Below are 24,738 nucleotides of genomic sequence, written 5' to 3'. Positions count from 1 at the left end.
AGGTGCGACTGCGAGATCGAAGCTAAGAGCAATAATTGTTGACGTCAATAGTTGTTGTCCACCCACGGGTGAGTCATGCTGGAATCTGTACGACACACCGCCCCCGCCCGCCCGTACGGGGGCCGAGACCAGGGAGCCCGCCATCGCCCGCCAGGACAACGCAGTGAACGCCGCCGCCCCCATCGACGGGAACGAGCCGTGGATGCGGGGGCTGCACGCGGACACGGGCTATCTGCTCTACCGGCTGGGCCTGCGCTCCGGTCAGCTCTTCAACTCCTTCCTGCAGGAGTCGGGGCTGCGCCTGCGCCACTACGCCGTGCTGCGCTTCCTGGCCACCACCGAGGGCGCGCTCCAGCGCGAGCTCAGCGCACGGCTCGGCTACGACCCGAGCGCGATCGTCGGCCTGGTCGACGACCTGGAGAAGCTGGGCTTCGCCGAACGCCGGCCCGCCCCCGACGACCGGCGCAGCCGGATCGTCGTCCTCACCGAGGACGGCCGGGCCCTCCTGCGCGGCACCGACGAGGCCGGACTGCGCGTGACCAACGAACTCCTCGGCCCGCTCGACCCCGCCGAACGCGAGACGCTGCACGCCCTGCTGCTGCGGGCCACCGAGGACGGGGCGAGCTGATGCCATGGCCCTGCCGGCCCGCCCCGCCGTGACCTCCCGTTCCGCGCCCGACCGGCTGCTGGCCGTGCTCGCCGCGTTCGACCACGCGCATCCGGCGCTGTCCCTGAGCGACATCGGCCGGCGCGCCGGGCTGACCCTGACCACCGCCCACCGCCTGGTGGGCGCGCTGACCGCATGGGGCGCGCTGGAGCGGGACGCGTCCGGCCTCTACCACGTCGGGCTGCGGCTGTGGGAGATCGCCGCGCTCGCGCCGCGCGGGCTGGCCCTGCGGCAGGTGGCGTTGCCGTATCTGGAGGACCTGTACGAAGCCACCCACGAGAACGTGCAGTTGGCGGTACGGGACGGCGCCGAGGTCGTCTACACCGAGTGGATCTCGGGGCGTTCGGCCGTGGGCGTCCACATCCGGGTGGGCGCCCGCTGGCCGCTGCACGTCACCGGGGTCGGCCTGGTCCTCCTGGCCCACGGCGACACCGCGCTTCAGGAGACCTACTGCAGCGGTCCGTTGGCGTCCTACACCGCCCACACCGTCACCGATCCGGCCCGGTTGCGCCGCATGCTGGCCGAAGTCCGGCGTACCGGGGTCGCGGTGAGCAACCGTCAGGTGACCGACGACGCGCTGTCGGTGGCCGCGCCCGTGCGCGGGCCGGGCGGGGCGGTGGTCGCCGCCGTGTCGGTGGTCGTCCCCCACGCCGACGCCCAGGTACCGGTCCTCGCCCCTGCTGTACGGGTCGCCGCGCGCGGAATCTCCCGGGCGCTGGGGTGGCAGCCGGAGGGGGCACGGGACTGAGCCCACCGCTCTTTGCGAGGGGGCGGCGAGCCGGGCGGCGGTGAGGGCGGCGGTGAGGGCGACGACGCGCCTCCCAGTCCCTCCTCACGGAAATCTCAGCCTGCGGCATGGATATTCAAAGGATCAACCAATGTCCGGGGCGCAGGATGCCGGTGCAAAGGTGGACAACTCAGGAAGGCGTGCCGTGGGCGTCTCGCACATATCGAACCGGTCCGAGCAACGGACGGAGGGGTGGTCCCGGCGCGGGATCCTGGCCGTTCTGGGGGTCGCGCCGGCCGCCGCGCTCACCGGCTGCAGCACCGGGTCGGCGGACGCCTCGGAGGGCTCGGGCGGCACCCAGGCATCGGCCGCGGCGAAGGCCTCGGCGGCGGCGAAGACGCCGGTGATCACGGTGACCCCCGCCGACGGCACCAAGAAGGCCGCGTTCGGCAGCCCCGTCGAGGTGGCGGTGACGGACGGCACCCTGGCGTCCGTGAAGGTGACGGGCAACGACGGCTCGACGCTCGAGGGCTCCCTGAACGACGCGAAGACCCGGTGGACGTCGTCGGGGAACCCGTACTCGGGCACGAAGTACACGGTCACCGCGCAGGCCGAGGGCGCCGACGCGGAGACGGCCACGTTCACGACCAGGTCGCCCGGCGAGACGTTCGTGGGCTATTTCACCCCCGAGGCGAACTCGACCTCCGGCGTCGGCATGCCCGTGTCGATCAACTTCACGAAGGCCGTGAAGGACCGGGCCGCCGTACAGAAGGCGATCACGGTGACCGCGGAGCCGGCCGTGGAGATCGTGGGCCACTGGTTCAGCGACACCCGGCTGGACTTCCGGCCGGAGACGTACTGGGCGTCCGGCACCAAGATCACGCTCGGTCTGCGGTTGAAGGACGTCGAAGGACAGGATGGTGTCTACGGTATCCAGTCCAAGGATGTCACCTTCCACATCGGCCGCGAGCAGATCAGCACGGTCGACCTGTCGTCGAAGGAGATGGTGGTGAAGCGGGACGGCGCGACGTACGCCACCTACCCCGTCTCCGGCGGCAACGCCGAGCACACCACCTGGGCCGGGATCATGGTGATCAGCGAGCGGTTCAAGCAGACCCGCATGGAGTCCTCGACGGTCGGCCTCGGCGACGAGTACGACATCTCCGACGTGCCGCACGCCCAGCGGCTGACCACCTCCGGCACCTTCGTCCACGGCAACTACTGGGCCTCCACCTCCGTCTTCGGCAGCCAGAACACCAGCCACGGCTGCGTCGGCCTGCACGACACCAAGGGCGCGAGCGACAGCTCGGTCGCGGGCTACAAGTTCTACGAGAGCTCCATGCTCGGCGACGTGGTGATCGTGAAGAACTCGGGCGACAAGACCGTCGAGGCGTCCAACGGCCTCAACGGCTGGAACCTGTCGTGGGCGGACTGGAAGGCGGGCAGCGCGGTTTAGCCCGTTTGTGCGCTTCACACCCTGAACTTCCTTGCGGCGAAAGGACTTTCCTCGCTTTAAGTCTTGACGACCCTCGGGACGGAGAGCACATTGGGCGCACTTTGAGAGCGCTCTCAAGGTGCGCTCCCAGAGTGACACCCGCACCCCACCCCTCCGTACCCGAGAGGTCCCCCCATGAGTGCTCCCTCCGGCATGTCCAGACGGCGACGTGCCCTCGTCGCCGTCCTCGGCACCCTCGGTCTGGCGGCCGCGGCGGCGACAGCCGTCACCCTGCCCGCGAACGCCTCCGCTCCCACGCCCCCCTCGGGCTGGACCCAGGTCTTCCTCGACGACTTCAACGGCACCGCGGGCACCGGCGTCAACACCTCCAACTGGCAGTACAGCACCGGGACCTCCTATCCCGGCGGCCCCGCCAACTGGGGCACCGGCGAGGTCGAGACGATGACCAGCAGCACCACCAACGTCTCCCTCGACGGCAGCGGCAACCTGCGCATCACCCCGGTGCGCGACTCCGCGGGCAACTGGACCTCCGGCCGCATCGAGACGGTCCGCACCGACTTCCAGCCTCCGTCCGGAGGCAAACTCCGCGTGGAGGCGCGGCTGCAGATGCCGAACGTCACCGGCACCGCGGCCGAGGGCTACTGGCCGGCCTTCTGGATGCTGGGCGCCCCGTACCGCGGCAACTACCAGAACTGGCCCAGCGTGGGCGAGCTGGACATCATGGAGAACGTCCAGGGCCTCAACAAGGTCTGGGCGACCATGCACTGCGGCACCAACCCGGGCGGCCCCTGCAACGAGACCACCGGCATCGGCAACTCCACGGCCTGTCCCAACACCACCTGCCAGTCGGGCTTCCACACCTACACGATGGAATGGGACCGCTCGGTCTCTCCCGAGGCGATCCGCTTCTCCGTCGACGGCGTCAACTACCACACGGTGACGGCCAGTCAGGTCGACGCGACCACCTGGACCAACGCCACCAACCACGGCTTCTTCGTCATCCTGAACGTGGCGATGGGCGGCGCCTTCCCCGACGCCCTCGGCGGCGGCCTGGACAGCGCCACCGAGTCGGGCCACCCGATGGTCGTCGACTATGTGCAGGTGCTCCAGGCCGCGGGCAGTGGGAGCGGTACCACCTCGCCCACGACCGGCAGCCGCGACGCCTACTCCACCATCCAGGCCGAGTCCTACGACAGCCAGTCCGGTGTCTCGACCGAGACCACCACCGACACCGGCGGCGGCCAGGACATCGGCTACCTCGCCAACGGCGACTGGGCGCTGTACAAGGGCGTCAATTTCGGCTCCACGGCGGCGACCCAGTTCAGCGCGCGGGTGGCGAGCGGAGCGGCCTCCGGGATCAGCGGGCTGGTGGAAGTACGCCTGGACAGCGCCACGAGCACCCCGATCGGCAGCTTCTCGGTGGCCAACACCGGTGGCTGGCAGACCTGGAAGACGGTCCCGGCGAACATCAGCTCCGTCACCGGCACGCACGACGTGTATCTCACCTTCACCAGCGGGCAGTCGGCGGACTTCGTCAACGTCAACTGGTTCACGTTCGGTCACTGACCCACAGCCCCACGCCGGCGCCGGGCCCGCCCACCCCGCACCAACGGGGGCCCGGCACCGCACGATTCGCCTGTCCGGCGGGGCAAGAGGTCTGCCCCGCCGCTCCTTTCCCCGTGCGGCACCCGCAGGGTACGCAGGAAGGGACCGTCCCACCCGCCCGGAAGGCATCTCGTGCGCACAGCGAAGCCCGGCAGAACTCCCGACGACCCGTCCCGCAAGAGCCCGGTGACCTCGACGGGCAGCGGTGCGCCGGCCCAGCGCATCCTCACCCTGCAGCGCACGGCCGGCAACGCTGCGGTCGTCCAACTGCTGAGCGGGGAGGGCGCCTTCGCGGCTCCGGTGCAGCAGGAGCACCGGCACGGACCCGACTGCGGTCACCTGGACGCCGTACGGGCCGCCGGGGCCGCCCCGGCGGTACAGCGGTCCGCGGTCCACGACGTCCTGCGCGGCAGCGGCCGCCCGCTCGACGACGACACCCGGGCGGACATGGAGAGCCGCCTGGGCGCCGACTTCTCCGACGTACGCATCCACACCGGCGCCGCCGCCCAGGCCTCCGCGTCCGAGATCGGCGCCCGCGCCTACACCTCGGGCAGCCATATCGTCCTGGGCGCGGGCGGCGCCGACCGGCACACGCTCGCCCACGAGTTGACCCACGTCATCCAGCAGCGCCAGGGGCCCGTCGCCGGCACCGACAACGGTTCGGGACTGCGGGTGTCGGACCCGTCGGACCGCTTCGAACGGGAGGCCGAGGCCAACGCCGCCCGCGCCCTCGCAGGCCCGGCACCGTCCGTGCAGACCGCCTCGGCACACCCCGCGGGCCACGACCACACCGGCGGCGACTCCGTCGTGCAGCGCCATAAGGTCGAGCTCCAGCCGGGCCCGCCCCAGACGGTGGAGACACAGGCCTTCGACGCCTTCTTCAACTCCGTGGACGCCGCGGTCGAGTGGGCCTACCTCTACGTCACCACCGCCCCGCAACTCGGCCCCCTGGCCGACTACGACGGCTACACCAAGCGCTGGGTGGAGGTCTGGAACCAGTTCCACACCTCCGGCAGAAGCGGAGGCATCTCCAAGGAGTTCGGCTACGCCATCGAATCGATCGCCCAGGCGCGCCTGTCGAGCATCGGGGGTCCCACGCTCTCCCCGGGCATGTCCTACGGCACCCAGGTGACGTTCGGCACCACCCGGCCGGATTACGTCCTGTTCTCCCAGGGTGCCCCCGTCGGAGCCGTGGACATCACCGCCGAGGGCAGCACCGGCCACGTCCTGGCCAAGACCGGCTGGGACGTCCTGTTCCCCCGGTTCGGCGAGTCCGTCTACCCGTCGCTGACCTCCACCGTCACCCAGGGCATGCAGATGGCCCACGGCAACACCGCAGCTCTCACCCCACAGGCGGCCGAGCAGCTCAGGCAACAGGCCGCGGCGAACCGCGCCGGCTGGGAGGCGAACTGGTCGCAGATGGCCGTCTCGTTCAGGCTGGCGATGCAGCAGGTCGGCATTCTGAACGCCGACGGTGGCGTACGGGGCGGTGGTGACCCGATCATCCGCGAACAGCAACGCCGTAGCGCGGTCTTCTCCTGGATGACCACCGCGCTCGGCGTGACGGAGGACGTGGCCGCGCAGAACGCCACAGTGATGCTGCTCAAGTTCAACCCGAGTTGGCCTGCCTCCTTCTACTGCAACGACTCCACGGCGAGCGTGTCGCGCGGCGAGGCCTTCCTGACCTCCGTGTTCCCCGAGTGGCAGCAGCGGGCGAGCGCGAACGGAGGCTGACGTACCGTCTGATCTGACGAAACGTCACCACGGCGGCCCCTACGATCCGGGCGGCCCCTCGGCGACGGGCCGGCCGCCCGGGCCGCGCTCCCACCGGAGACGTCCCGACTCGCGGTCGGCGGCTCACCCCCGCAGCAGCGGCAGCACCGACCTCCATCGCCTCCCGCAGGATCCCTGGCAGCCGCTGCCCCCAGTACCGTCCAACCGCCCGATGCCCGCCCCTGGTGAGGTCTGCACCGGATCAGCGGCGCCCAGCCTCCGGTACGGCGGTGAAGGCGCCGTCCGTGAGCACGGGCACGGCGGCCGACACGTCCAGTTCGGTCGCGACCGCCACGTCGTCCGGGAAGCCGCCCCGGATCAGCTCCCGCCCCGAGGCGCAGTCGGCCACCGTGTCCGCCACGTCCGGGGTCCCGATGAAGGCCGCCCGCGCGGCGGACGCCTCGGGCGACAGGGGGCCGGCTCCCTGGGCCCGCAGTTCGGCGATGATCGCACCGGCCCCCAGCAGGTCCTCCAGCGCGGGCCGCAGGCTGCCGTCGGGCCAGCGCTCACCAGAGGCGACCACACCGATCGGCCGGTCCTCGGTCCCGTACCCCTGCGCGGCGAGCCGCCGCCCCACTGCCGTCGCGTTGCGCAGACAGCCCGCGATCACGGTCGTGGCTCCGGCCGCCGCGGCGATCGCCGAACCGTTCGGCGACGGCAGCACCAGCCGGGGAGCGAAGGGTGCCCGACGGAGAGCGGCGGGCGAGAGCGACCAGGGCGCCTCCGAAGTCATCTCCCTGCGACCGACGGCGAGTTCGGCCTCCCGCGCGTCGGCGAAGGCGCGTGCGGTGGCGTTCCGCCAAGCGTAAGGGAAGACCTGGGTTCCGCGCTCGACGGCGACGGTGACCGAGGTGGTGAAGGAGAGGACGTCGACCACCACGAGACAGGCGACGACCCCGGCCAGTTCCCTCGCACCGACGGGACCCCACTCGAACCGGACGCCGTGCCCTTGCTGAAGGAACCAGTCAGTCATGAGAGGGGAGTCTCACCGCATACCGTCGTCGGGATCAACCCCGCCGACCGACCGAAGACTGTCTACAATCGCCCGCCGACTGTCCACCGCCTACCGCCCACTGCCGACCGGCGACCGGCGACCGGCGACCGGCGACCGTCCACCTTCGACCGCCGGTTGTCGACCGTCGACCGCTGACCGCTGACCGCCGACCTCCTCCCCCCTCACCGCAACTCCGCCCGAAACCCCACCGGCGTCACCCCCGTATGCAAGTGGAAGAACTTCGAGAAGTTCGCCGGATCCGGGAACCCCACCGCCGCTCCGACCCGCCCGATCGACAGCTCCGTGTGGGCCAGCAGCCGCTTCGCCTCCAGGACGACCCGCTTGTCGATGAAGCCCTTGGGTGTCTCGCCGGTGGCGGCGCGGACCGCGCGGACGAGGGTGCGGCGGGAGTAGCCGAGGGCGTCGGCGTAGGCGCTGACGCTGTGCTGGGTGGCGAAGTCCCGTTCCACGGCGTCCCGGAAGAGGGTGAACGTCGACTCGGTGCGCCGTCCGGCCTCCGCGGAGCTGGTCGCGAGGTGGGCGAGGCGCAGCAGGAACGCGGTGAGGGAGTGCCGGAGCACAGCGGTGTGCAGGGCGGCGGGCAGGGACGCGCTGTCCTCGTACTCCCGTTGGAGGTGGCCGAGTGCGGCCCTCAGGGAGGCGAGTTGCGGGGCGTCCGGGCGGAGCAGGGGCGGAAGGTCGTAGCGGTAGAGGCCGGTGGCCTCGACGGTGGCGCGGGGGAGGAAGCCGGGCTGCATGGTCAGGACGGTGCCGCGGTACTCGCCCGACGTCGAGAAGCGGTGGACCTGGCCCGGGCGGATCCACAGCAGTTCGCCGGCGGTCGCCTCGTACTCCGCGAAGTCGATCATGTGGCGTACGGGGCCGTCGTCGAACAGCATCACCACGTGGAAGTCGATGCGGTGGACGCGGTCCAGCGGGGCGTCGCCGGCGTGCCAGGTCCGGCCCGCGCCCATGGGGCCCACCTGCATGCCGACCCCGCCGAGGCTCAGCTCGACGGGGAAGGGAAAGGTTCTGATGCCGTCGCCGGCGCTTCCGTCTTGGGGCTTTCTGTCCGCCATGTCCTTCTCGTGCCGCCCTGCCACTGCCGCCGGTGTCCCACTTTCACCACAGGCTGACACAGGAAGACCTTCCCCCGTAAAAGTCAGACTTTTAAGTTTGAAGGCAGCAGAACCCTTCGGCCTCTCCCCTTGAGGATTTCTTGAAGATGAGCACGCAGACACCGAACAGTTTCGAGTGGACCGAACTGGACCGGCGTGCCGTCGACACCGCCCGCCTTTTGGCGGCGGATGCCGTACAGCGGGTGGGCAACGGCCACCCGGGCACCGCGATGAGCCTGGCGCCCGCCGCGTACACGATCTTTCAGAAGGTGATGCGTCACGATCCGGCGGACCCGGAGTGGTCGGGCCGCGACCGCTTCGTCCTCTCCCCCGGTCACACCTCGCTGACGCTCTACACCCAGCTGTTCCTCTCCGGCTACGAGCTGGACCTGGAGGACCTGAAGGCCTTCCGGACCCAGGGTTCGAAGACGCCGGGACACCCCGAGTACGGACACACGGCGGGCGTCGAGACGACCACGGGCCCGCTCGGCCAAGGAGTCGCGAACGCCGTCGGCATGGCGATGGCCGCCCGCTACGAGCGCGGTCTGTTCGACCCCGGGGCGCCCGCGGGCGAGTCCCCGTTCGACCACACCGTCTGGGCGATCGTCTCCGACGGCGACCTGGAGGAGGGCGTCTCCGCCGAGGCGTCCTCCCTCGCCGGGCACCAGAGGCTCGGGCATCTGGTCCTCCTCTACGACGACAACCACATCTCCATCGAGGGCGACACCGCGACGGCGTTCTCGGAGGACGTGCTGAAGCGGTACGAGGCCTACGGCTGGCACGTGCAGCGCGTCGAGCCCACGGACAACGGCGACATCGACGTATACGCCCTGTATACAGCCCTGAAGGCGGCGCAGGCCGAGACCGCCCGCCCCTCGATCGTCGCCCTGCGCACGATCATCGCCTGGCCCGCCCCGCACGCACAGAACACCGAGGCCTCCCACGGCTCGGCGCTCGGAGCCGAGGAGGTCGCCGCCACCAAGCGCGTCCTCGGCTTCGACCCCGAGCGGTCCTTCCAGGTCGACGACGACGTCCTCGCCCACACCCGCGGCGCGCTCGACCGGGGCGCCGAGACCCACGCCGCCTGGGACAAGCGGCTCGCGAAGTGGCGGGCCGACACCCCCGAGCGGGCCGCCCTGTTCGACCGGGTCATGGCGGGACAGCTCCCCGAAGGATGGGAGGACGCAGTGCCGGTGTTCGCGCCCGGCACGTCCGTCGCCACCCGCGCCGCCTCCGGCAGGGTGCTCCAGTCGCTCGGCGCGGTGCTGCCCGAACTCTGGGGCGGCTCCGCCGACCTGGCGGGCTCCAACAACACCACGATCGACGGGAGTTCCTCCTTCCTCCCCGCGGGCAGTCCGCTGCCCGGGGCCGATCCCTACGGCCGTACGATCCACTTCGGCATCCGCGAGTTCTCGATGGCCGCGGAGATGAACGGCATCGCGCTGCACGGCAACACCCGTGTCTACGGGGGCACGTTCCTCGTGTTCTCCGACTACATGCGCAACGCCGTGCGGATGTCGGCGCTGATGCAGCTGCCGGTGACGTACGTGTGGACGCACGACTCCATCGGTCTCGGCGAGGACGGCCCGACGCACCAGCCGGTCGAGCACCTCGCGTCGCTGCGCGCGATCCCCGGCCTGAACGTGGTCCGTCCGGCCGACGCCAACGAGACCGCCGTCGCCTGGGCCGAGATCCTCCGGCGGCACGCCACCCGCCCCGCCCCGCACGGACTGGCGCTGTCCCGGCAAGGCGTGCCGACCTACGACCTCAACGCCGATGCGGCGAAGGGCGGTTACGTCCTGCGCGAGGCGTCGACGCAGACCCCGGACGTCATCCTCCTCGCCACCGGCTCGGAGGTGCGGCTCGCTGTCGCCGCGCGGGAGCGGCTGGAGGCCGAGGGGATCGGGACGCGGGTGGTGTCGATGCCGTCCGTGGAGTGGTTCGAGGAGCAGCCGCGGGCGTACCGCGAGAGCGTGCTGCCGCCGGCCGTGAAGGCCCGGGTCGCGGTCGAGGCGGGGGTCAGCCTCACCTGGTACCGGTACGTCGGGGACGCCGGCGGCATCGTCTCCCTCGAGCACTTCGGCGCCTCCGCCGACGCCGGCACCCTGTTCGCCGAGTACGGCTTCACCCCCGAGAACGTCGCCGCCGCAGCCCGGGAATCCCTCGCTGCCGCGCGTGGTTGATCCGAACGCCAGAAAGAAGATGATCACAGTGACCGAAGCGACCGCGCCCACCGCGGAAGCCCTGAAGCGCCTGTCCGACGAAGGCGTCTCCATCTGGCTGGACGACCTGTCGCGCAAGCGGATCCAGTCCGGCAACCTCGCCGATCTCGTCGCCACGCGGCACGTCGTCGGCGTCACCACCAACCCGTCCATCTTCCAGGCCGCCATCGGCTCCGGCGAGGGCTACGAGGACCAGCTCGCCGATCTGGCGGTGCGGGGTGTGACGGTCGACGAGGCCGTGCGGATGATGACCACGGCCGATGTGCGGGCCGCGGCCGATATCCTGCATTCTGTATACACAACATCGCATGGCGTCGACGGTCGCGTGTCGATCGAGGTCGACCCCCGCCTCGCCCACGACACCGCGGCCACCGTCGCCGAGGCCAGGCAGCTCGCCTGGCTCGTCGACCGTCCCAACGTGATGATCAAGATCCCGGCGACGAAGGCCGGCCTCCCGGCGATCACCGAGGTCATCGGCCACGGCATCAGCGTCAACGTCACGCTGATCTTCTCGCTGGAGCGCTACCGCGAGGTCATGGACGCCTATCTGGCGGGCCTGGAGCAAGCGCTTTCCAACGGGGTGGACCTCTCCACCGTCCACTCCGTCGCCTCCTTCTTCGTCTCCCGTGTAGACGCCGAGATCGACAAGCGCCTGACGGTCCTCGGCACGGACGAGGCGCTCGTGCTGAAGGGGCGGGCGGCGCTGGCGAACGCACGGCTGGCCTACGAGGCGTACGAGGGCGTCTTCGCCGGTGAGCGCTGGTCCGCGCTGGCCGGGGCGGGGGCGAACCGGCAGCGTCCGCTGTGGGCATCCACCGGTGTGAAGGATCCTGCATACAAGGACACGCTGTATGTGGACGATCTGGTCGCGCCGGGCACCGTCAACACCATGCCGGAGGCCACCCTGGCCGCCGTCGCCGACCACGGCGCCGTCACCGGCGACACGGTGACCGGCGGCTACGACCGGGCCCGCGCCGACCTGGCCGCCGTAGCGGCACTCGGCATCTCGTACGACGAGGTCGTCACCCGTCTGGAGGATGAGGGTGTCGCCAAGTTCGAGGCGGCGTGGGAGGACTTGCTGAACACGGTCACGAAGTCGCTGGAGAGCAAGGGAGCTGACGCGGAATGAGCACCATCCCTGGGTGGGACAACCCCCTGCGGGACCCCCGTGACCGGCGCCTGCCCCGTATCGCGGGCCCGTCGGGCCTGGTGATCTTCGGGGTGACGGGCGACCTGTCCCGCAAGAAGCTGATGCCGGCCGTGTACGACCTGGCCAACCGCGGGCTGCTGCCGCCGGGCTTCTCGCTCGTCGGGTTCGCCCGCCGGGACTGGGCGGACCAGGACTTCGCGCAGGTCGTGCATGACGCGGTGCGTGAGCACGCGCGGACGCCGTTCCGCGAGGAGGTCTGGCAGCAGCTCGCCGAGGGCATGCGGTTCGTGCCGGGCGACTTCGACGACGACACGGCGTTCAAGCAGCTCAAGACGGCCGTCGAGGAGCTGGACGCCTCGCGCGGCACGGGCGGCAACTTCGCCTTCTACCTCTCGGTGCCGCCGAAGTTCTTCCCGAAGGTCGTCGAGCAGCTGAAGAAGCACGGGCTGGCGAAGGCGCCGGAGGGATCCTGGCGACGGGCGGTCATCGAAAAGCCGTTCGGACACAATCTGGCGAGCGCCCGTGAGCTGAACGCGGTCGTGCACGACGTGTTCGAACCGGACCAGGTGTTCCGCATCGACCACTACCTGGGCAAGGAGACCGTCCAGAACATCCTGGCGCTGCGGTTCGCCAACACCATGTTCGAACCGATCTGGAACCGGTCGTTCGTCGACCACGTACAGATCACCATGGCCGAGGACATCGGCATCGGCGGCCGCGCGGGCTACTACGACGGCATCGGCTCCGCCCGTGACGTGATCCAGAACCACCTGCTCCAGCTGATGGCGCTGACGGCCATGGAGGAGCCCGCCTCCTTCGACGCGTCCTCGCTGCTCACCGAGAAGCTCAAGGTGCTCAAGGCGGTGAAGCTGCCCGAGGACCTCGGGGACCACACCGTGCGGGCGCAGTACGCGGGCGCCTGGCAGGGCGGCGAGAGGGTGCGCGGGTATCTGGAGGAGGAGGGCATCGACCCGGCCTCGACGACGGACACGTACGCCGCCGTGAAGCTGAACGTCGACAACCGGCGCTGGGCGGGCGTCCCGTTCTATCTGCGCACCGGCAAGCGGCTCGGGCGCCGGGTCACCGAGATCGCGGTCGTCTTCCAGTCGGCGCCCCACTCCCCCTTCGACTCCACCGCGACGGAGGAGCTCGGCAAGAACGCGATCGTCATCCGGGTCCAGCCCGACGAGGGCATCACCGTCCGTTTCGGGTCGAAGGTGCCGGGCACCTCGATGGAGATCCGGGACGTGACGATGGACTTCGCCTACGGCGAGTCCTTCACGGAGTCCAGCCCGGAGGCGTACGAGCGCCTCATCCTGGACGTACTGCTCGGCGATGCCAACCTTTTCCCGCGCCACCAGGAAGTGGAAGAGTCCTGGAAGATCCTCGACCCGATCGAGGAGTACTGGGCGGCTCACGGAAGGCCCGCGCAGTACCCCTCGGGCAGCTGGGGACCCGAGGAAGCCGACGAGATGCTCGCACGAGACGGACGGAGCTGGCGCAGGCCATGAAGATCGATCTGACGGACACCACGGCAAGCAAGATCAACAAGGCGCTGGTGCAGGGTCGCCGCGCCATCGGCACACCCGCCGTGGGCATGGTCCTGACGATGGTGATCGTCACGGACGAGGAGAACGCCTACGACGCGATCAAGGCGGCCGAGGAGGCCTCGCACGAGCACCCCTCGCGCACCCTGGTCGTCATCAAGCGGCACGCGCGCACCCCGCGGGAGCGCACCCAGTCGCGGCTGGACGCGGAGGTCCGTGTCGGCTCCGAGGCCGGCACCGGCGAGACCGTGATCCTCAGGACCTACGGCGAGGTGTCCGACCACGCCGACTCGGTGGTCCTGCCGCTGCTGCTGCCGGACGCGCCGGTGGTCGTGTGGTGGCCGGTGGACGCGCCCGAGTACCCCGCGAAGGACCCGCTGGGCGCGCTCGCGCAGCGCCGGATCACCGACCTGTATGCCGTCGAGAACCCGTTGCAGACGATGGAGACCCGGAAGCGTTCCTACGCCCCCGGTGACACCGACCTCGCGTGGACCCGGCTGACGCCGTGGCGTTCGATGCTGGCGGCGGCCCTGGACCAGGCCCGGGTGCCGATCGTGTCGGGGGCGGTGGAGGCCGAGGCGGAGAACCCGGCCGCCGAACTCCTGGCGCGCTGGCTGGAGGCACGGCTCGGGGTCCGGATCGACCGGGTCGTCACCGCCGGACCGGTCGTCACGGCCGTACGGCTGGGCACCGCGGGCGGCGAGATCGTCATCGACCGCCCCGAGGGCCCTCTCGCCACGCTCACCCTGCCGGGCCAGCCCTCGCGCACCCTCGCGCTGAAGGTCCGCACCACCTCGGAACTGATCGCCGAGGAGCTCAGGCGCCTCGACGCGGACGAGATGTACGCCATCGCCCTCAGGGGCGAGGGCACCAAGGAGAACCCCTCTCATGTCTGACTCACCCCGGCTGTCGGAGCGGCCCGAGTGGGCCGCCCTGGCGGACCACCGTGCGCGGCAAACCCCGCGACTGCGTGAGCTGTTCGCGGCGGACCCCGGGCGCGCGGAACGGTACGTGGTGCGCGTCGGCGACCTGCGCATCGACTACTCGAAGAACCTGGTCACCGACAAGACGCTGGCCCTGCTGACCGAACTGGCCGCCGCCACCGACGTGTTCGGGCTGCGGGACGCCATGTTCCGCGGCGAGAAGGTCAACCTCACCGAGGGCCGCTCGGTCCTGCACACCGCGCTGCGCGCCCCGGCCGCCGCGGTCGTGGAGGTCGACGGCGAGAACGTCGTGCCTCACGTGCACGCCGTGCTGGCGAAGATGGGCGACTTCGCCGACCGGGTCCGCTCCGGGGCCTGGACCGGCCACACCGGCCGGCGCATCCGCAACGTGGTCAACATCGGCATCGGCGGCTCCGACCTCGGCCCGGCCATGGCGTACGAGGCGCTGCGGGCCTACACGGCCCGGGACCTGACGTTCCGTTTCGTGTCGAACGTCGACGGTGCCGACCTGCACGAGGCCACCCGCGACCTGGACCCGGCCGAGACGCTGTTCATCATCGCGTCCAAGACGTTCACCACGATCGAGACGATCACCAACGCCACCTCGGCCCGCACCTGGCTCCTCGACGGCCTCGGCGGCGAGGCGAAGGCGGTCGCACGGCACTTCGTGGCGCTGTCGACCAACGCCGGGAAGGTCGCGGACTTCGGCATCGACACGGCCAACATGTTCGAGTTCTGGGACTGGGTCGGCGGCCGCTACTCCTACGACTCCGCCATCGGCCTCTCCCTGATGATCGCCATCGGCCCGGACCGCTTCCGCGAGATGCTCGACGGCTTCCACCTCGTCGACGAACACTTCCGCACCGCCCCCGCCGAGTCCAACGCCCCGCTGATCCTTGGCCTGCTGGGCATCTGGTACGGCAACTTCCACGACGCCCAGTCCCACGCCGTCCTGCCCTACAGCCACTACCTGTCGAAGTTCACCGCCTACCTCCAGCAGCTGGACATGGAGTCCAACGGCAAGTCGGTGGACCGCGAGGGCCGGCCGGTCGACTGGCAGACCGGGCCGGTGGTGTGGGGCACGCCCGGCACCAACGGGCAGCACGCCTACTACCAGTTGATCCACCAGGGCACCAGACTGATCCCCGCGGACTTCATCGGCTTCGCCCGCCCGGTCGACGAGCTGAGCGGTGAACTGAAGGCCCAGCACGACCTGTTGATGGCGAACTTCTTCGCCCAGACCCAGGCGCTGGCCTTCGGCAAGACTGCCGACGAGGTGCGGGCCGAGGGGGTGCCCGAGGAACAGGTCGCGCATCGCACCTTCCGGGGCGACCACCCCACCACCACGATCCTCGCCGCGGAGCTGACCCCGTCGGTCCTCGGCCAGCTCGTCGCCCTCTACGAGCACAAGGTGTTCGTGCAGGGGGCCGTGTGGAACATCGACTCCTTCGACCAGTGGGGCGTGGAGCTCGGCAAGGTCCTCGCCAAGCGCGTCGAATCCGCCCTCACCGAGGGCGCGGACGTCCCCGGCCTCGATCCCTCCACCGCCGCCCTCGTGGCCGCGTACCGCGAACTCAGGAAGTAGTGAACTGATATGCAGCTCGGTCTCATCGGTCTCGGCAAGATGGGCGGCAACATGCGCGAGCGCATCCGCCGCGCGGGCCACACTGTCGTCGGCTACGACCGCAACCCCGAACTCTCCGATGTCAAGGACCTCGCGGAACTCGTCCAGCAGCTCCAAGCGCCGCGCACCGTCTGGGTGATGGTCCCGGCCGGCGCCCCCACCCAGTCCGTCGTCGACGAGCTCGGCGACCTGCTCCAGGCTGGCGACGTCGTCGTGGACGGCGGCAACTCCCGCTGGACGGACGACGAGAAGCACGCGGCCGAACTGGGCGCCAAGGGCATCGGGTTCGTCGACGCCGGTGTCTCCGGCGGCGTCTGGGGCCTGCAGAACGGCTACGCCCTCATGGTCGGCGGCGACAAGAGCCACGTCGACCGGCTGCAGCCGGTCTTCGACGCGCTCAAGCCGGAGGGCCCGTACGGCTATGTCCACGCGGGCAAGGTCGGCGCCGGGCACTTCTCGAAGATGGTCCACAACGGCATCGAGTACGCCATGATGCAGGCCTACGCCGAGGGCTGGGAGCTGCTGGAGAAGGTCGACTCCGTCACGGACGTGCGCGAGGTCTTCCGCTCCTGGCAGGAGGGCACCGTCATCCGGTCCTGGCTGCTCGACCTCGCGGTCAACGCCCTCGACGAGGACGAGCACCTCGACAAGCTGCGGGGCTGGGCCCAGGACTCCGGCGAGGGACGGTGGACCGTCGAGGCCGCCGTCGACCACGCCGTGCCGCTGCCCGCCATCACCGCCTCCCTCTTCGCACGGTTCACGTCCCGCCAGGACGACTCGCCGCAGATGAAGATGATCGCGGCGCTGCGCAACCAGTTCGGCGGCCACGCCGTCGAGTCGGCGAAGGAGTAGCCGGCCGTGGGGGATCTGCTGCTGGTCCGCCACGGGGAGACGGAGTGGAGCAGGTCGGGACAGCACACCAGCTTCACCGACCTGCCGCTCACCGAGAACGGCGAGCTCCAGGCGAAGTCGCTCGCCCCGTTCTTCTCCCGCCGGACCTTCTGCACCGCCCTGACCAGCCCGCTCGGCCGAGCGATGCGCACCGCCGAGCTCGCCGGCATCGGCGGGGCGGTCGCCGCGCCCGACCTGCACGAGTGGGACTACGGCGGGTACGAGGGCATCACCACCGTCGAGATCCACCGCGACCGGCCCACCTGGGACCTGTGGACCGACGGGGTGCCGCCCGGCACCGACGGTCACCCCGGTGAGTCGCCCGAGGAGATCGGGCGGCGCGCCGACCGGGTGCTGTCCCGGGTCGACGCGGCGCTCGCCGACTGCGGCGGGGACGCCGTGCTCGTCGCCCACGGGCATTTCCTGCGGGTGCTGACGGCCCGTCGGCTCGGACTCCCGCCCGCGCAGGGCCGGTTGTTCCAGCTGGCGACGGGAACGTACAGCAGGCTGTCCACCGAGCACGGGTGGCCCGTGATCGCGGAGTGGAACGTCAGGCCGTAACCGGTTGACACCGTTCAAGGGGCCCGCCAGAGTCGCGGCTGATGGAGATCGACGATCTGACACCGGCCGAACGACGTGTCTGGCGGGCCTTCGCCACCGGCGCGGAGGTGGACTTCCGCGACGGATCCGACGACTGGGGACCCGAACGGACCGTACGCGCCACGGTGTTGCGGGCCCTGCTCCTCAACGGCCCTCAGGAACAGGGCGAGATAGCGGCCCTCAAGGTACGGGGTGCCCGCGTCACCGGTGCCCTGGAGCTGCGGTACGCCACCGTCGACAGCGTCGTCCATCTCACGCACTGCCGCTTCGACGAGCCGCCCGACCTCATCGGCGCCCATCTGCGCTACGTCAGCATGCGGGACTCGGACATGCCCGGTCTGCAGGTGACCCGGGCCCGCATCGACGGCAGTCTGCGGCTGACCCGCTGCCGGTTCGGCGGGCCGGTCCGCGCGGACGGCGCGCAGATCGCCGGCGCGCTGTTCCTGGAGGAGGCCGAGGCCACCGCCGGGGACACGGACCGGCCCGCCCTCCACCTCCACCAGATCACCGTCGCCGACGACCTGTGCGCCCGCGGTCTGCGCGCCGAGGGCCTGATCCGGCTCGACGGGGCCTCCGTCGCCGGGTCGCTCGACCTGCAGGACGCCGAGCTGAGCAACCCGGGCGCCAATGTGCTGGAGGCCGACGCGCTGGAAGTGGGCGCCAACCTGCTCGGTCGCCGGCTGAGCGCGCGGGGCCGGATCGACCTGCGCGGTGCCCGGATACCCGGCCGGATGGACCTGCTGCACGCCCGGCTGTCCAACCCCGGCGGCGGCGCCCTGCGGGCCAGCAGCTGTGTGATCGGCGAGCTCTGGCTGCGCCGCGGCCCCCGGATGGAGGGCATGCTGAATCTGCGGCGGGCCGAGATCAACCAGCTCAGCCTGGAGCCGGGGATGCTCCCGGACCAGGTGCGCCTGCTCGACCTCACCTACACCTTCCTCACCCCGCACGTGCCCGCCGAGGACCGGCTGCCGATGCTGGAGCGGGACGGCCAGGGCTTCGACCCGCACGCATACGAACAACTGACGGCCGCATACCGCAGGACCGGCGACGACCAGGCCGCCCGGGTCGTCCAGCTCGCCAAGCAGCGCCGCCGCCGGTCCACGCTCCCCTGGCACGGGCGGCTGTGGGGCCACCTCCAGGACGCGGCCGTCGGCTACGGCTTCCGTCCGCTGCGCGCCGCCGTCTGGCTGCTGTCGCTGCTCGCCGCCGGTTCGATCGCGTACGCCGGGCACCATCCGCCGCCGCTCAAGGCGGACGAGGCCCCCGTCTTCGACCCCGTCTTCTACACCCTGGACCTGCTGCTGCCGGTGATCTCGTTCGGGCAGGAGGGCGCGTTCGCCCCGCGGGGCGGGTACCAGACGCTGTCGTACGTCCTCGTCGTCGCCGGCTGGATCCTGGCCACGACCGTCGCCGCCGGTGTGACCAGGACGATCAGCCGCCAGTAGGCCGGCCCGGGTCAGCGGGCGGTGTGCTGCGCGGCCAGCCGCACCGGCGCGTTGGCGGCGCCATAGCCCCGGTAGCCGTCGTCGCGCTGGACGAGTTCGAAGAACACGCGACCCACGGTGCGGGTGTAGCAGTGCCGGAAGACACCGTGCGGATCCCGGTCGTAGAGGATGCCGAGTTCCCGGTACGTCTCCAGCTCACCGTCGGCGAACTCGAAGCGGGCGGCGAGGTCGTCGTAGTAGTTCGCGGGGATCGGCAGCAGACGTCCGCCGGCCGCGGTGAAGCGGCGGGCGGCGGCGACCACGTCGTCGGTGGCCAGGGCGATGTGCCGGGCGTGCGCGGTGTCGTCGCCGGGGGCGGCGCCGACGGTGAGCGGGAAGCGGACGGCGCCGTCGGCGCTGGCCACGGCCCGGCTGCGGAGCAGCCCGTAGGGGTCGGCGACGTCGACGCTCTCCTGTGCGTCGAGGCCGAGGACGCCGCGGTGGAAGAGGACGGCCTCGTCGAACTGGTGCCAGGGCTGGGTGAGCGCCACATGGTCGACGCGCAGCTCGCCGGGGGGTGCCGGGGTGTGCGGGTCGTTCTCGAAGTCGGCGCGCCAGTCGGGCAGCCCGGGGCGGTTCGTGGCGCAGAGGAAGAGCTCGGTGCCGTCGGGGGCGGCGACTGCGTCGAGCGGGGCGTCCTCGGCGGCGCGGCGGCGGGGCAGCACGGGGGCGAGGAGGGCCTCGGCGCGGCGGGCGGCGGCGGCCGGGTCCGGGGACTCCAGGCCGATCGCGGTGAGGGTGGTGCCGTCGAGGGGTGTCCCGACGCGCGAGCGGAGCCGGGAGTGGGGGAGGGCGGCGGGGCCGGTGTTGACGAGGATCCGGGCCTGGCCCTGCTCCCACAGTTCGACGGGCTTGCGCCGGTGGCGGGCGGTGCGGGCGAAGCCGAGGGAGCCGAGGAGCGCGCTGACGGGTTCCGCGTCGGGGGTGACCAGTTCGGCGAAGGCGATCCCGGTGGGGGTGGCCGGGGCGGGGAGGCCGGCGATGCCGAGTTCCTCCTGGAGCAGCAGCAGGGAGCGGCGGGCGTCGACGGCGGTGGGGCCGGCCTCGGCCTGGCGGAGGACGTCGTTGAAGACTTCGAGGGAGAGCGGACCATCGTATCCTGTATGCAGTACACGGCGTACGAGATCCACCACATCGAATCCGCCCTGCCCCGGGAAGCAGCGATGGTGGCGGCTCCACTGGAGGACGTCCATACCGAGCAGCGGGGCGTCGGCGAGCTGAAGGAAGAAGATCTTCTCGCCGGGGATGTCCGCAATGCCCTTGAGGTCCTTGGGCTCAGCGCCCCGGGACAGGATGTGGAAGCTGTCCAGGCACGTGCCGAGCGCGGGATGGCCGGCGGTGTCGACGATGCGCCAGGCGTGGTCGTACGTGCTGACGTGCCGCCCCCAGGCGAGCGCCTCGTAGGCGACCCGGACGCCGAAGTCCTGGGCGAGGTCGGCGAGCCGGGCGAGCTGCTCGGCGGCGAGGGCGTCGTCGTCCTCGGCGAGGGAGTGGACGCTGGAGCAGACCAGGACGGTGTCCACGCCGAGCCGGCCCATCAGCTCGAACTTGTGGCGGGCGCGGCGCAGATTGCGGGCGAACTCGGCCTCGGGGACGGCCTCGACGTCGCGCATCGGCTGGTAGAGGTCGACGCTCAGGCCGAGGTCGGCGCAGCGGGCGCGGATGTCCTCGGGGGTGAGGGGGCTCGCGAGCAGGTCGTTCTCGAAGATCTCGACGCCGTCGAAGCCGGCGCGGGCGGCGGCCGTCAGCTTCTCGGTGAGGGATCCGCTCAGGGAGACGGTGGCGATGGACGTACGCACCTGGGCACCTCGTGGTTCTGGTCGCTTCGGGGTCGCGGCGGCTTGTCCGCCCGGGGGACGGGGAGACCGTGGCTACTTGGGGGCGGGGACGGCACCGGCGAGTGCGGCGATGTCGGCGAGCATGCGGGCGCTGTCGGGTTCCCGCCCGGTGAACAGGCGGAACGCGTCCGCCGCCTGGAAGACGGCCATGCCGCCGCCGTCGAGGGTGGCGCAGCCGAGGGCGCGGGCGGTGCGCAGCAGCTCGGTCTCCAGGGGACGGTAGACGACCTCGGCGACCCACAGTCCCGGTCGCAGCAGTGCGGCGGGGAAGGGCAGGCCGGGGTGGGCGGCCATGCCGGTGGGGGTGGCGTGGACGACGCCGTCGGCGTGCGCGAGCAGCCCGGGCAGCCGGTCGAGTCCCGACGCGGCGGCCCGGCCCTCGCCGAAGTGGCGGTTCAGGGCGGCGGCGAGCTGCGCGGCCCGCTCGGGCAGCGCGTCCACGACGGTGACCCGGCCGGCGCCGAGCGTGAGCGTGGCGTGCGCGACGGCCGCGCCCGCGCCGCCCGCGCCCAGCTGCACGACCCCCTCCAGCGGGACGTCCGGCAGGCCGCGGGCGAACGACGCGGCGAAGCCGGTGACGTCCGTGTTGTGGCCGACGGCCCGGCCGCCGTCCTCGAAGACGACCGTGTTGACCGCGCCGAGCGCCTCGGCCTGCGGGGACAGCGCGTCGAGGTGCTCGATGACCAGCTGCTTGCACGGGTGGGTGATGTTCAGCCCGTCGAAGCCCAGGTCACGGGCGGCCCGCACCAGATCGCCGACCGCCTGCGGAGCGGCCCCGAGGACGTCGATGTCGATCAGCCGGTACAGATAGCGCAGCCCCTGCCGGTCGGCCTCCCGCTCGTGCAGCGCCGGGCTGAGCGACGGGCCGATACCGGAACCGATCAGACCCACGAGATACGAGTCCTTGGTCACGTCCTGGGTCACGTCCTTGGTCACGGAGGACCTCCTGAGCGGCTGGCTAATGTACGAACTGGTGAGTTAGTCATAGCATCCCGCCAGGCCGACGGGGAAGCCCCTCTCGCCTCGCGGGACGGGAACGGCTCCTAGAATCGCTGCACGCAGCCACACCGCCCGAAGGAACCCGATGACCAGCGTCGACGAACCGGCACGATCCAACGGGCGCACGCGCGACGCCGCCCGGACCCAGGCCGAGATCCTGGACGTGGCGACCCGGGAGTTCGCCCGCGCCGGCTACGCCGGGGCCCGCGTCGACGACATCGCCGCCCGCACCAGCACCACCAAGCGGATGATCTATTACTACTTCGGCGGCAAGGAGCAACTGTTCACCGCCGTCCTGGAGCGCGCGTACGGCGTGATCCGCGAGGCCGAGCAACGGCTCGACGTCGAGCACCTGGACCCGGTGGCGGCGATCCGGCGCCTGGCCGAGCTGACCTTCGACCACCATGAGCGGCACCCGGACTTCATCCGGCTGGTCAGCATCGAGAACATCCACGAGGCCGAGCACATCGCCGCCTCCGAGAAACTCGGCCGGATGGGCTCCCCCGCGCTCGACGTGATCCGCCGCATCCTCGCCGCCGGCCGGGAGTCCGGGCTGTTCACCGCCGAGGTGGACGCCGTGGACCTGCACGCGATGATCAGCTCGTTCTGCTTCTTCCGGGTGGCCAACCGGCACACCTTCGGCGCGCTGTTCGGGCGCGACCTGGTGGATCCGGCGCAGCGGGAGCACTACCGGACCATGCTCGGGGACATGGTGATCGCGTACTTGACGGCGGAGCGGACGGAGCGGGCGGAGCGGGAAGAGGGCTGAGGGCTGAGGGCGGCCGTCGACGGTATGCGATCGACGGACGACAGTCGCCGATCGACCGCGTACGGCAGATCGCATACCGCCGCCCAGGCCGGCGCGCTGCTTCCGCTTCCCTTCGCCGAGACCTATTGACAGCGACGAAACAACGGCGCAACATCACTGGCCATCCGCTACTAACTACCCAGTGGGTTAATTAGCCGGGTCATCGACCTCGACCCGGCGCAGCCGCCCCGCACCCCAGGGATCCGGCCCTTCTCCCCTTTTGTCCCACTCCTGCGTACGTTGGAGTTCCCCCGAAGGAGCACGCCGTGTCCGTCCCCGCCGCAGCGCCCCCCGGCCAGCCGAAGAAAGCCGCCACCGCGGCATGGATCGGCAGCGCCCTGGAGTACTACGACTTCTTCATCTACGGCAGCGCGGCCGCGCTGATCTTCCCGAAGGTCTTCTTCGACGAGTCGGACCCGGCCACCGCGACCCTGCTGTCGCTCGCCACCTTCGGTGTCGCCTACGCGGCGCGGCCGGTCGGGGCGCTCTTCCTCGGGCACTTCGGGGACCGTCTGGGCCGTAAGAAGATCATGGTGTTCACGCTGATCCTGATGGGCGTGTCGACGTTCCTGATCGGCTGTCTGCCCACCCGCGCCCAGGTCGGCGCCCTCGCCCCCGTCCTGCTGGTCCTGTGCCGCGTCCTGCAGGGCATCTCCGCCGCCGGCGAGCAGGCCAGCGCCAACTCGATGACGCTCGAACACGCACCGCCGCACCGGCGCGGCTTCTTCACCAGCTTCACCCTGAGCGGCACCCAGGGCGGGCAGCTGCTGGCCACCCTGGTCTTCATCCCGGTCGCGGCGCTGCCCGAGGACCAGTTGCTGTCGTGGGGCTGGCGGGTGCCGTTCTGGATGAGCATCGCGGTCGCCGTGGTCGGCTATGTGATCCGGCGGAAGCTGGAGGAGACCCCGGCGTTCGAGGCGCAGCAGGCCACCGGCGAGGTCGTGAAGCTGCCGCTGGCGGTGCTGCTGCGGGAGCACTGGGCGGATGTGCTGCGGGTGATCGGGGGCGCGCTGATCGCCTCGGTCAGCACCATCTTCACCGTGTGGGCGCTGGCGTACGCGACGAGCGACGCGGTCGGCATGGACCGTTCCTCGATGCTGTGGGTCGGCGCGCTCGCCAACCTGGTCGCGCTGGGCGCCATCCCGGCGTGGGCCACGCTCTCCGACCGCATCGGCCGCCGTCCCGTGTACCTGATCGGCGCGGTGGGCAGCGCGGTGGCGATGTTCGGGTACCTGTGGGCGATCTCCACCGGCTCCTACCCGCTGATCCTGGTCCTCGGCATCGTCGCCTTCGGTGTGGTCTACAGCGCCGCGAACGGTGTGTGGCCCTCCTTCTACGGCGAGATGTTCCCGACCCGGGTGCGGCTGTCGGGCATGGCGATCGGCACCCAGATCGGTTTCGCCGTGGCCGGTTTCGCGGTCACCTTCGCGGCGCAGATCGCCGGCCCGGGCGGGGACGACTGGTCCTCCGTCGCCCTGTTCACGGCGGCGCTGTGCGTGCCGCCGGTGATCGCGGCGCTGTCGGCCCGGGAGACCGCGAGGATCCCGACCGAGCAGCTCGGCGCGCGGGGCGCCCGCGAGGTCTCCCAGCCGGAGACGGTGACCGCCTGACCGGACCCCCGCATCCCCACACCCCCGCTCCCCGGACTCCCGAGCCCCCGGACGCCGCCACGGCTCCGGGGGCTCGGGCATGTGCCGTCCCGCGCCGTCGTACGCCCCTCTCGGCGTCGGCGTCACACGGCGTCGGCCTGCCGGGGTATCCCGTACGCCCGCTCCACCCTGAGCCGGGCGACCATGCGCCGGTCCCGGACCATGGCGGTGCGGAAGTCGTCCCAGTCGGGATGTTCGCCGAGGACGTCGCGGTAGAGGCGGACGAGTTCCTCCACGGTGTCGTCGTAGGGGTCGGCGGCGACCGGGGCGAGGTCGGCGACGGCCTCGACGACGGTGTAGGCGCGGCGGTCTGCGGTGGTGACGTGGTAGGAGGCGCGGGGGTCGCGGCGCAGGTTGCGGGTCTTGGCGCGGTCGTCGGTGACGGAGATCCGGATCACGCCCTCGTCCGGGTAGTAGTGGTGGCTGACGTTGGACAGCTGGGGGCGGCCGTCGCGTTTGAGGGTGACCAGTACTCCGCCGCGGCTCTCGGAGAGCAGGGCGAGCAGGGCATGTCGCGTCGAGTCCCGAGTCATGGTCCGTACAACCGGCGCACCACCGGGGCGCATTCCCCCGCCCGCGCGCCGTCACCGCACTCCCGTGAGCAGCCGACGATGGCGTAGACACTGTCTACGGACGAGTGGT

The 24,738-nt window shown here is 71.2% G+C and carries 20 protein-coding genes; 15 read left to right on the top strand and 5 right to left on the bottom strand.

Translation table 11 applies throughout. The features are described 5' to 3' along the window. Positions 1–202 precede the first annotated feature (202 nt). The 5 genes from ACYQ8Q_RS36905 (at position 203) to ACYQ8Q_RS36885 (ending at position 6,189) form a co-directional block, all read left to right on the top strand. Positions 203–628 (top strand): MarR family winged helix-turn-helix transcriptional regulator, encoded by a 426-nt coding sequence (locus tag ACYQ8Q_RS36905; protein ID WP_460073640.1) that lies wholly within the window; start codon positions 203–205, stop codon positions 626–628. Between the two features lie 4 nt (positions 629–632). Then, positions 633–1,415: an IclR family transcriptional regulator gene (locus tag ACYQ8Q_RS36900; RefSeq protein WP_460071023.1), complete on the top strand. Its 783-nt coding sequence runs from the start codon at positions 633–635 to the stop codon at positions 1,413–1,415. A gap of 184 nt (positions 1,416–1,599) precedes the next feature. Then, positions 1,600–2,850 (top strand): L,D-transpeptidase, encoded by a 1,251-nt coding sequence (locus tag ACYQ8Q_RS36895; protein WP_460071022.1) that lies wholly within the window; start codon positions 1,600–1,602, stop codon positions 2,848–2,850. A gap of 174 nt (positions 2,851–3,024) precedes the next feature. Then, a complete protein-coding gene (locus tag ACYQ8Q_RS36890; RefSeq protein ID WP_460071021.1) occupies positions 3,025–4,416 on the top strand; it encodes a glycoside hydrolase family 16 protein in 1,392 nt (463 codons plus the stop codon). Between the two features lie 171 nt (positions 4,417–4,587). Continuing rightward, complete coding sequence (locus tag ACYQ8Q_RS36885) at positions 4,588–6,189, top strand: eCIS core domain-containing protein (protein ID WP_460071020.1); 1,602 nt, start codon at positions 4,588–4,590, stop codon at positions 6,187–6,189. 241 nt (positions 6,190–6,430) lie between these two features. Here the strand turns inward: ACYQ8Q_RS36885 and ACYQ8Q_RS36880 are convergent, their stop codons facing one another. Together ACYQ8Q_RS36880 and ACYQ8Q_RS36875 are read right to left on the bottom strand one after the other, a co-directional pair. After that, positions 6,431–7,201, bottom strand: coding sequence for a 2-phosphosulfolactate phosphatase (locus ACYQ8Q_RS36880; RefSeq protein WP_460071019.1), 771 nt, complete (start codon positions 7,199–7,201; stop codon positions 6,431–6,433). A gap of 203 nt (positions 7,202–7,404) precedes the next feature. Beyond that, positions 7,405–8,301, bottom strand: a complete 897-nt coding sequence (locus ACYQ8Q_RS36875) for a helix-turn-helix domain-containing protein (RefSeq protein ID WP_460071018.1) — start codon at positions 8,299–8,301, stop codon at positions 7,405–7,407. A 146-nt stretch (positions 8,302–8,447) separates the two neighbouring features. Between ACYQ8Q_RS36875 and tkt the strand changes: the two genes are divergently transcribed. The 8 genes from tkt to ACYQ8Q_RS36835 are packed head-to-tail and all read left to right on the top strand — an operon-like array spanning position 8,448 to position 18,763. Continuing rightward, on the top strand, positions 8,448–10,523 hold the full coding sequence (gene tkt / locus ACYQ8Q_RS36870) for a transketolase (RefSeq protein ID WP_460071017.1): 2,076 nt from the start codon (positions 8,448–8,450) through the stop codon (positions 10,521–10,523). A 19-nt stretch (positions 10,524–10,542) separates the two neighbouring features. Then, positions 10,543–11,691: a transaldolase gene (tal, locus tag ACYQ8Q_RS36865; RefSeq protein ID WP_460071016.1), complete on the top strand. Its 1,149-nt coding sequence runs from the start codon at positions 10,543–10,545 to the stop codon at positions 11,689–11,691. Beyond that, a complete protein-coding gene (gene zwf, locus ACYQ8Q_RS36860) occupies positions 11,688–13,223 on the top strand; it encodes a glucose-6-phosphate dehydrogenase (RefSeq protein ID WP_460071015.1) in 1,536 nt (511 codons plus the stop codon). The genes tal and zwf overlap by 4 nt, the downstream gene beginning before the upstream one ends. Next, positions 13,220–14,155, top strand: a complete 936-nt coding sequence (gene opcA, locus ACYQ8Q_RS36855; RefSeq protein ID WP_358995665.1) for a glucose-6-phosphate dehydrogenase assembly protein OpcA — start codon at positions 13,220–13,222, stop codon at positions 14,153–14,155. Before zwf ends, opcA begins: the two co-directional genes overlap by 4 nt. Continuing rightward, positions 14,148–15,788, top strand: coding sequence for a glucose-6-phosphate isomerase (gene pgi / locus ACYQ8Q_RS36850; RefSeq protein WP_460071014.1), 1,641 nt, complete (start codon positions 14,148–14,150; stop codon positions 15,786–15,788). Before opcA ends, pgi begins: the two co-directional genes overlap by 8 nt. A 9-nt stretch (positions 15,789–15,797) precedes the next feature. Then, positions 15,798–16,679 (top strand): phosphogluconate dehydrogenase (NAD(+)-dependent, decarboxylating), encoded by an 882-nt coding sequence (gene gnd, locus ACYQ8Q_RS36845; protein ID WP_460071013.1) that lies wholly within the window; start codon positions 15,798–15,800, stop codon positions 16,677–16,679. Between the two features lie 6 nt (positions 16,680–16,685). Beyond that, positions 16,686–17,279, top strand: a complete 594-nt coding sequence (locus ACYQ8Q_RS36840; protein ID WP_460071012.1) for a histidine phosphatase family protein — start codon at positions 16,686–16,688, stop codon at positions 17,277–17,279. Positions 17,280–17,320: 41 nt separating this feature from the next. Further along, positions 17,321–18,763: a membrane-associated oxidoreductase gene (locus tag ACYQ8Q_RS36835; protein WP_460071011.1), complete on the top strand. Its 1,443-nt coding sequence runs from the start codon at positions 17,321–17,323 to the stop codon at positions 18,761–18,763. A gap of 11 nt (positions 18,764–18,774) precedes the next feature. Here the strand turns inward: ACYQ8Q_RS36835 and ACYQ8Q_RS36830 are convergent, their stop codons facing one another. Continuing rightward, positions 18,775–20,601, bottom strand: coding sequence for a bifunctional sugar phosphate isomerase/epimerase/4-hydroxyphenylpyruvate dioxygenase family protein (locus ACYQ8Q_RS36830; protein WP_460071010.1), 1,827 nt, complete (start codon positions 20,599–20,601; stop codon positions 18,775–18,777). Positions 20,602–20,673: 72 nt separating this feature from the next. Continuing rightward, positions 20,674–21,552: a shikimate dehydrogenase gene (locus tag ACYQ8Q_RS36825; RefSeq protein ID WP_460073638.1), complete on the bottom strand. Its 879-nt coding sequence runs from the start codon at positions 21,550–21,552 to the stop codon at positions 20,674–20,676. 172 nt (positions 21,553–21,724) lie between these two features. Here ACYQ8Q_RS36825 and ACYQ8Q_RS36820 point away from each other — a divergent pair, with 172 nt between their 5' ends. Together ACYQ8Q_RS36820 and ACYQ8Q_RS36815 are read left to right on the top strand one after the other, a co-directional pair. Then, complete coding sequence (locus ACYQ8Q_RS36820) at positions 21,725–22,408, top strand: TetR/AcrR family transcriptional regulator (RefSeq protein ID WP_460071009.1); 684 nt, start codon at positions 21,725–21,727, stop codon at positions 22,406–22,408. A gap of 305 nt (positions 22,409–22,713) precedes the next feature. Then, positions 22,714–24,057 (top strand): MFS transporter, encoded by a 1,344-nt coding sequence (locus ACYQ8Q_RS36815; protein ID WP_460071008.1) that lies wholly within the window; start codon positions 22,714–22,716, stop codon positions 24,055–24,057. A gap of 122 nt (positions 24,058–24,179) precedes the next feature. Here the strand turns inward: ACYQ8Q_RS36815 and ACYQ8Q_RS36810 are convergent, their stop codons facing one another. After that, a complete protein-coding gene (locus ACYQ8Q_RS36810) occupies positions 24,180–24,629 on the bottom strand; it encodes a PPOX class F420-dependent oxidoreductase (RefSeq protein ID WP_460071007.1) in 450 nt (149 codons plus the stop codon). Between the last annotated feature and the right edge of the window lie 109 nt (positions 24,630–24,738).

The organism is Streptomyces sp. YKOK-I1, assembly GCF_054660435.1.
Note: the sequence above shows the minus strand (reverse complement) of the source record. Positions and strands in the feature narration are given on the sequence as shown.

Bases quoted from the DNA above. Each gene is read 5' to 3' on its own strand.
- ACYQ8Q_RS36905 (WP_460073640.1), top strand. From the start codon at position 203: ATGCGGGGGCTGCACGCGGACACGGGCTATCTGCTCTACCGGCTGGGC.
- ACYQ8Q_RS36900 (WP_460071023.1), top strand. From the start codon at position 633: ATGGCCCTGCCGGCCCGCCCCGCCGTGACCTCCCGTTCCGCGCCCGAC.
- ACYQ8Q_RS36890 (WP_460071021.1), top strand. From the start codon at position 3,025: ATGAGTGCTCCCTCCGGCATGTCCAGACGGCGACGTGCCCTCGTCGCC.
- ACYQ8Q_RS36880 (WP_460071019.1), bottom strand. From the start codon at position 7,201: ATGACTGACTGGTTCCTTCAGCAAGGGCACGGCGTCCGGTTCGAGTGG.
- ACYQ8Q_RS36875 (WP_460071018.1), bottom strand. From the start codon at position 8,301: ATGGCGGACAGAAAGCCCCAAGACGGAAGCGCCGGCGACGGCATCAGA.
- tkt (WP_460071017.1), top strand. From the start codon at position 8,448: ATGAGCACGCAGACACCGAACAGTTTCGAGTGGACCGAACTGGACCGG.
- tal (WP_460071016.1), top strand. From the start codon at position 10,543: ATGATCACAGTGACCGAAGCGACCGCGCCCACCGCGGAAGCCCTGAAG.
- zwf (WP_460071015.1), top strand. From the start codon at position 11,688: ATGAGCACCATCCCTGGGTGGGACAACCCCCTGCGGGACCCCCGTGAC.
- opcA (WP_358995665.1), top strand. From the start codon at position 13,220: ATGAAGATCGATCTGACGGACACCACGGCAAGCAAGATCAACAAGGCG.
- pgi (WP_460071014.1), top strand. From the start codon at position 14,148: ATGTCTGACTCACCCCGGCTGTCGGAGCGGCCCGAGTGGGCCGCCCTG.
- gnd (WP_460071013.1), top strand. From the start codon at position 15,798: ATGCAGCTCGGTCTCATCGGTCTCGGCAAGATGGGCGGCAACATGCGC.
- ACYQ8Q_RS36835 (WP_460071011.1), top strand. From the start codon at position 17,321: ATGGAGATCGACGATCTGACACCGGCCGAACGACGTGTCTGGCGGGCC.
- ACYQ8Q_RS36820 (WP_460071009.1), top strand. From the start codon at position 21,725: ATGACCAGCGTCGACGAACCGGCACGATCCAACGGGCGCACGCGCGAC.
- ACYQ8Q_RS36810 (WP_460071007.1), bottom strand. From the start codon at position 24,629: ATGACTCGGGACTCGACGCGACATGCCCTGCTCGCCCTGCTCTCCGAG.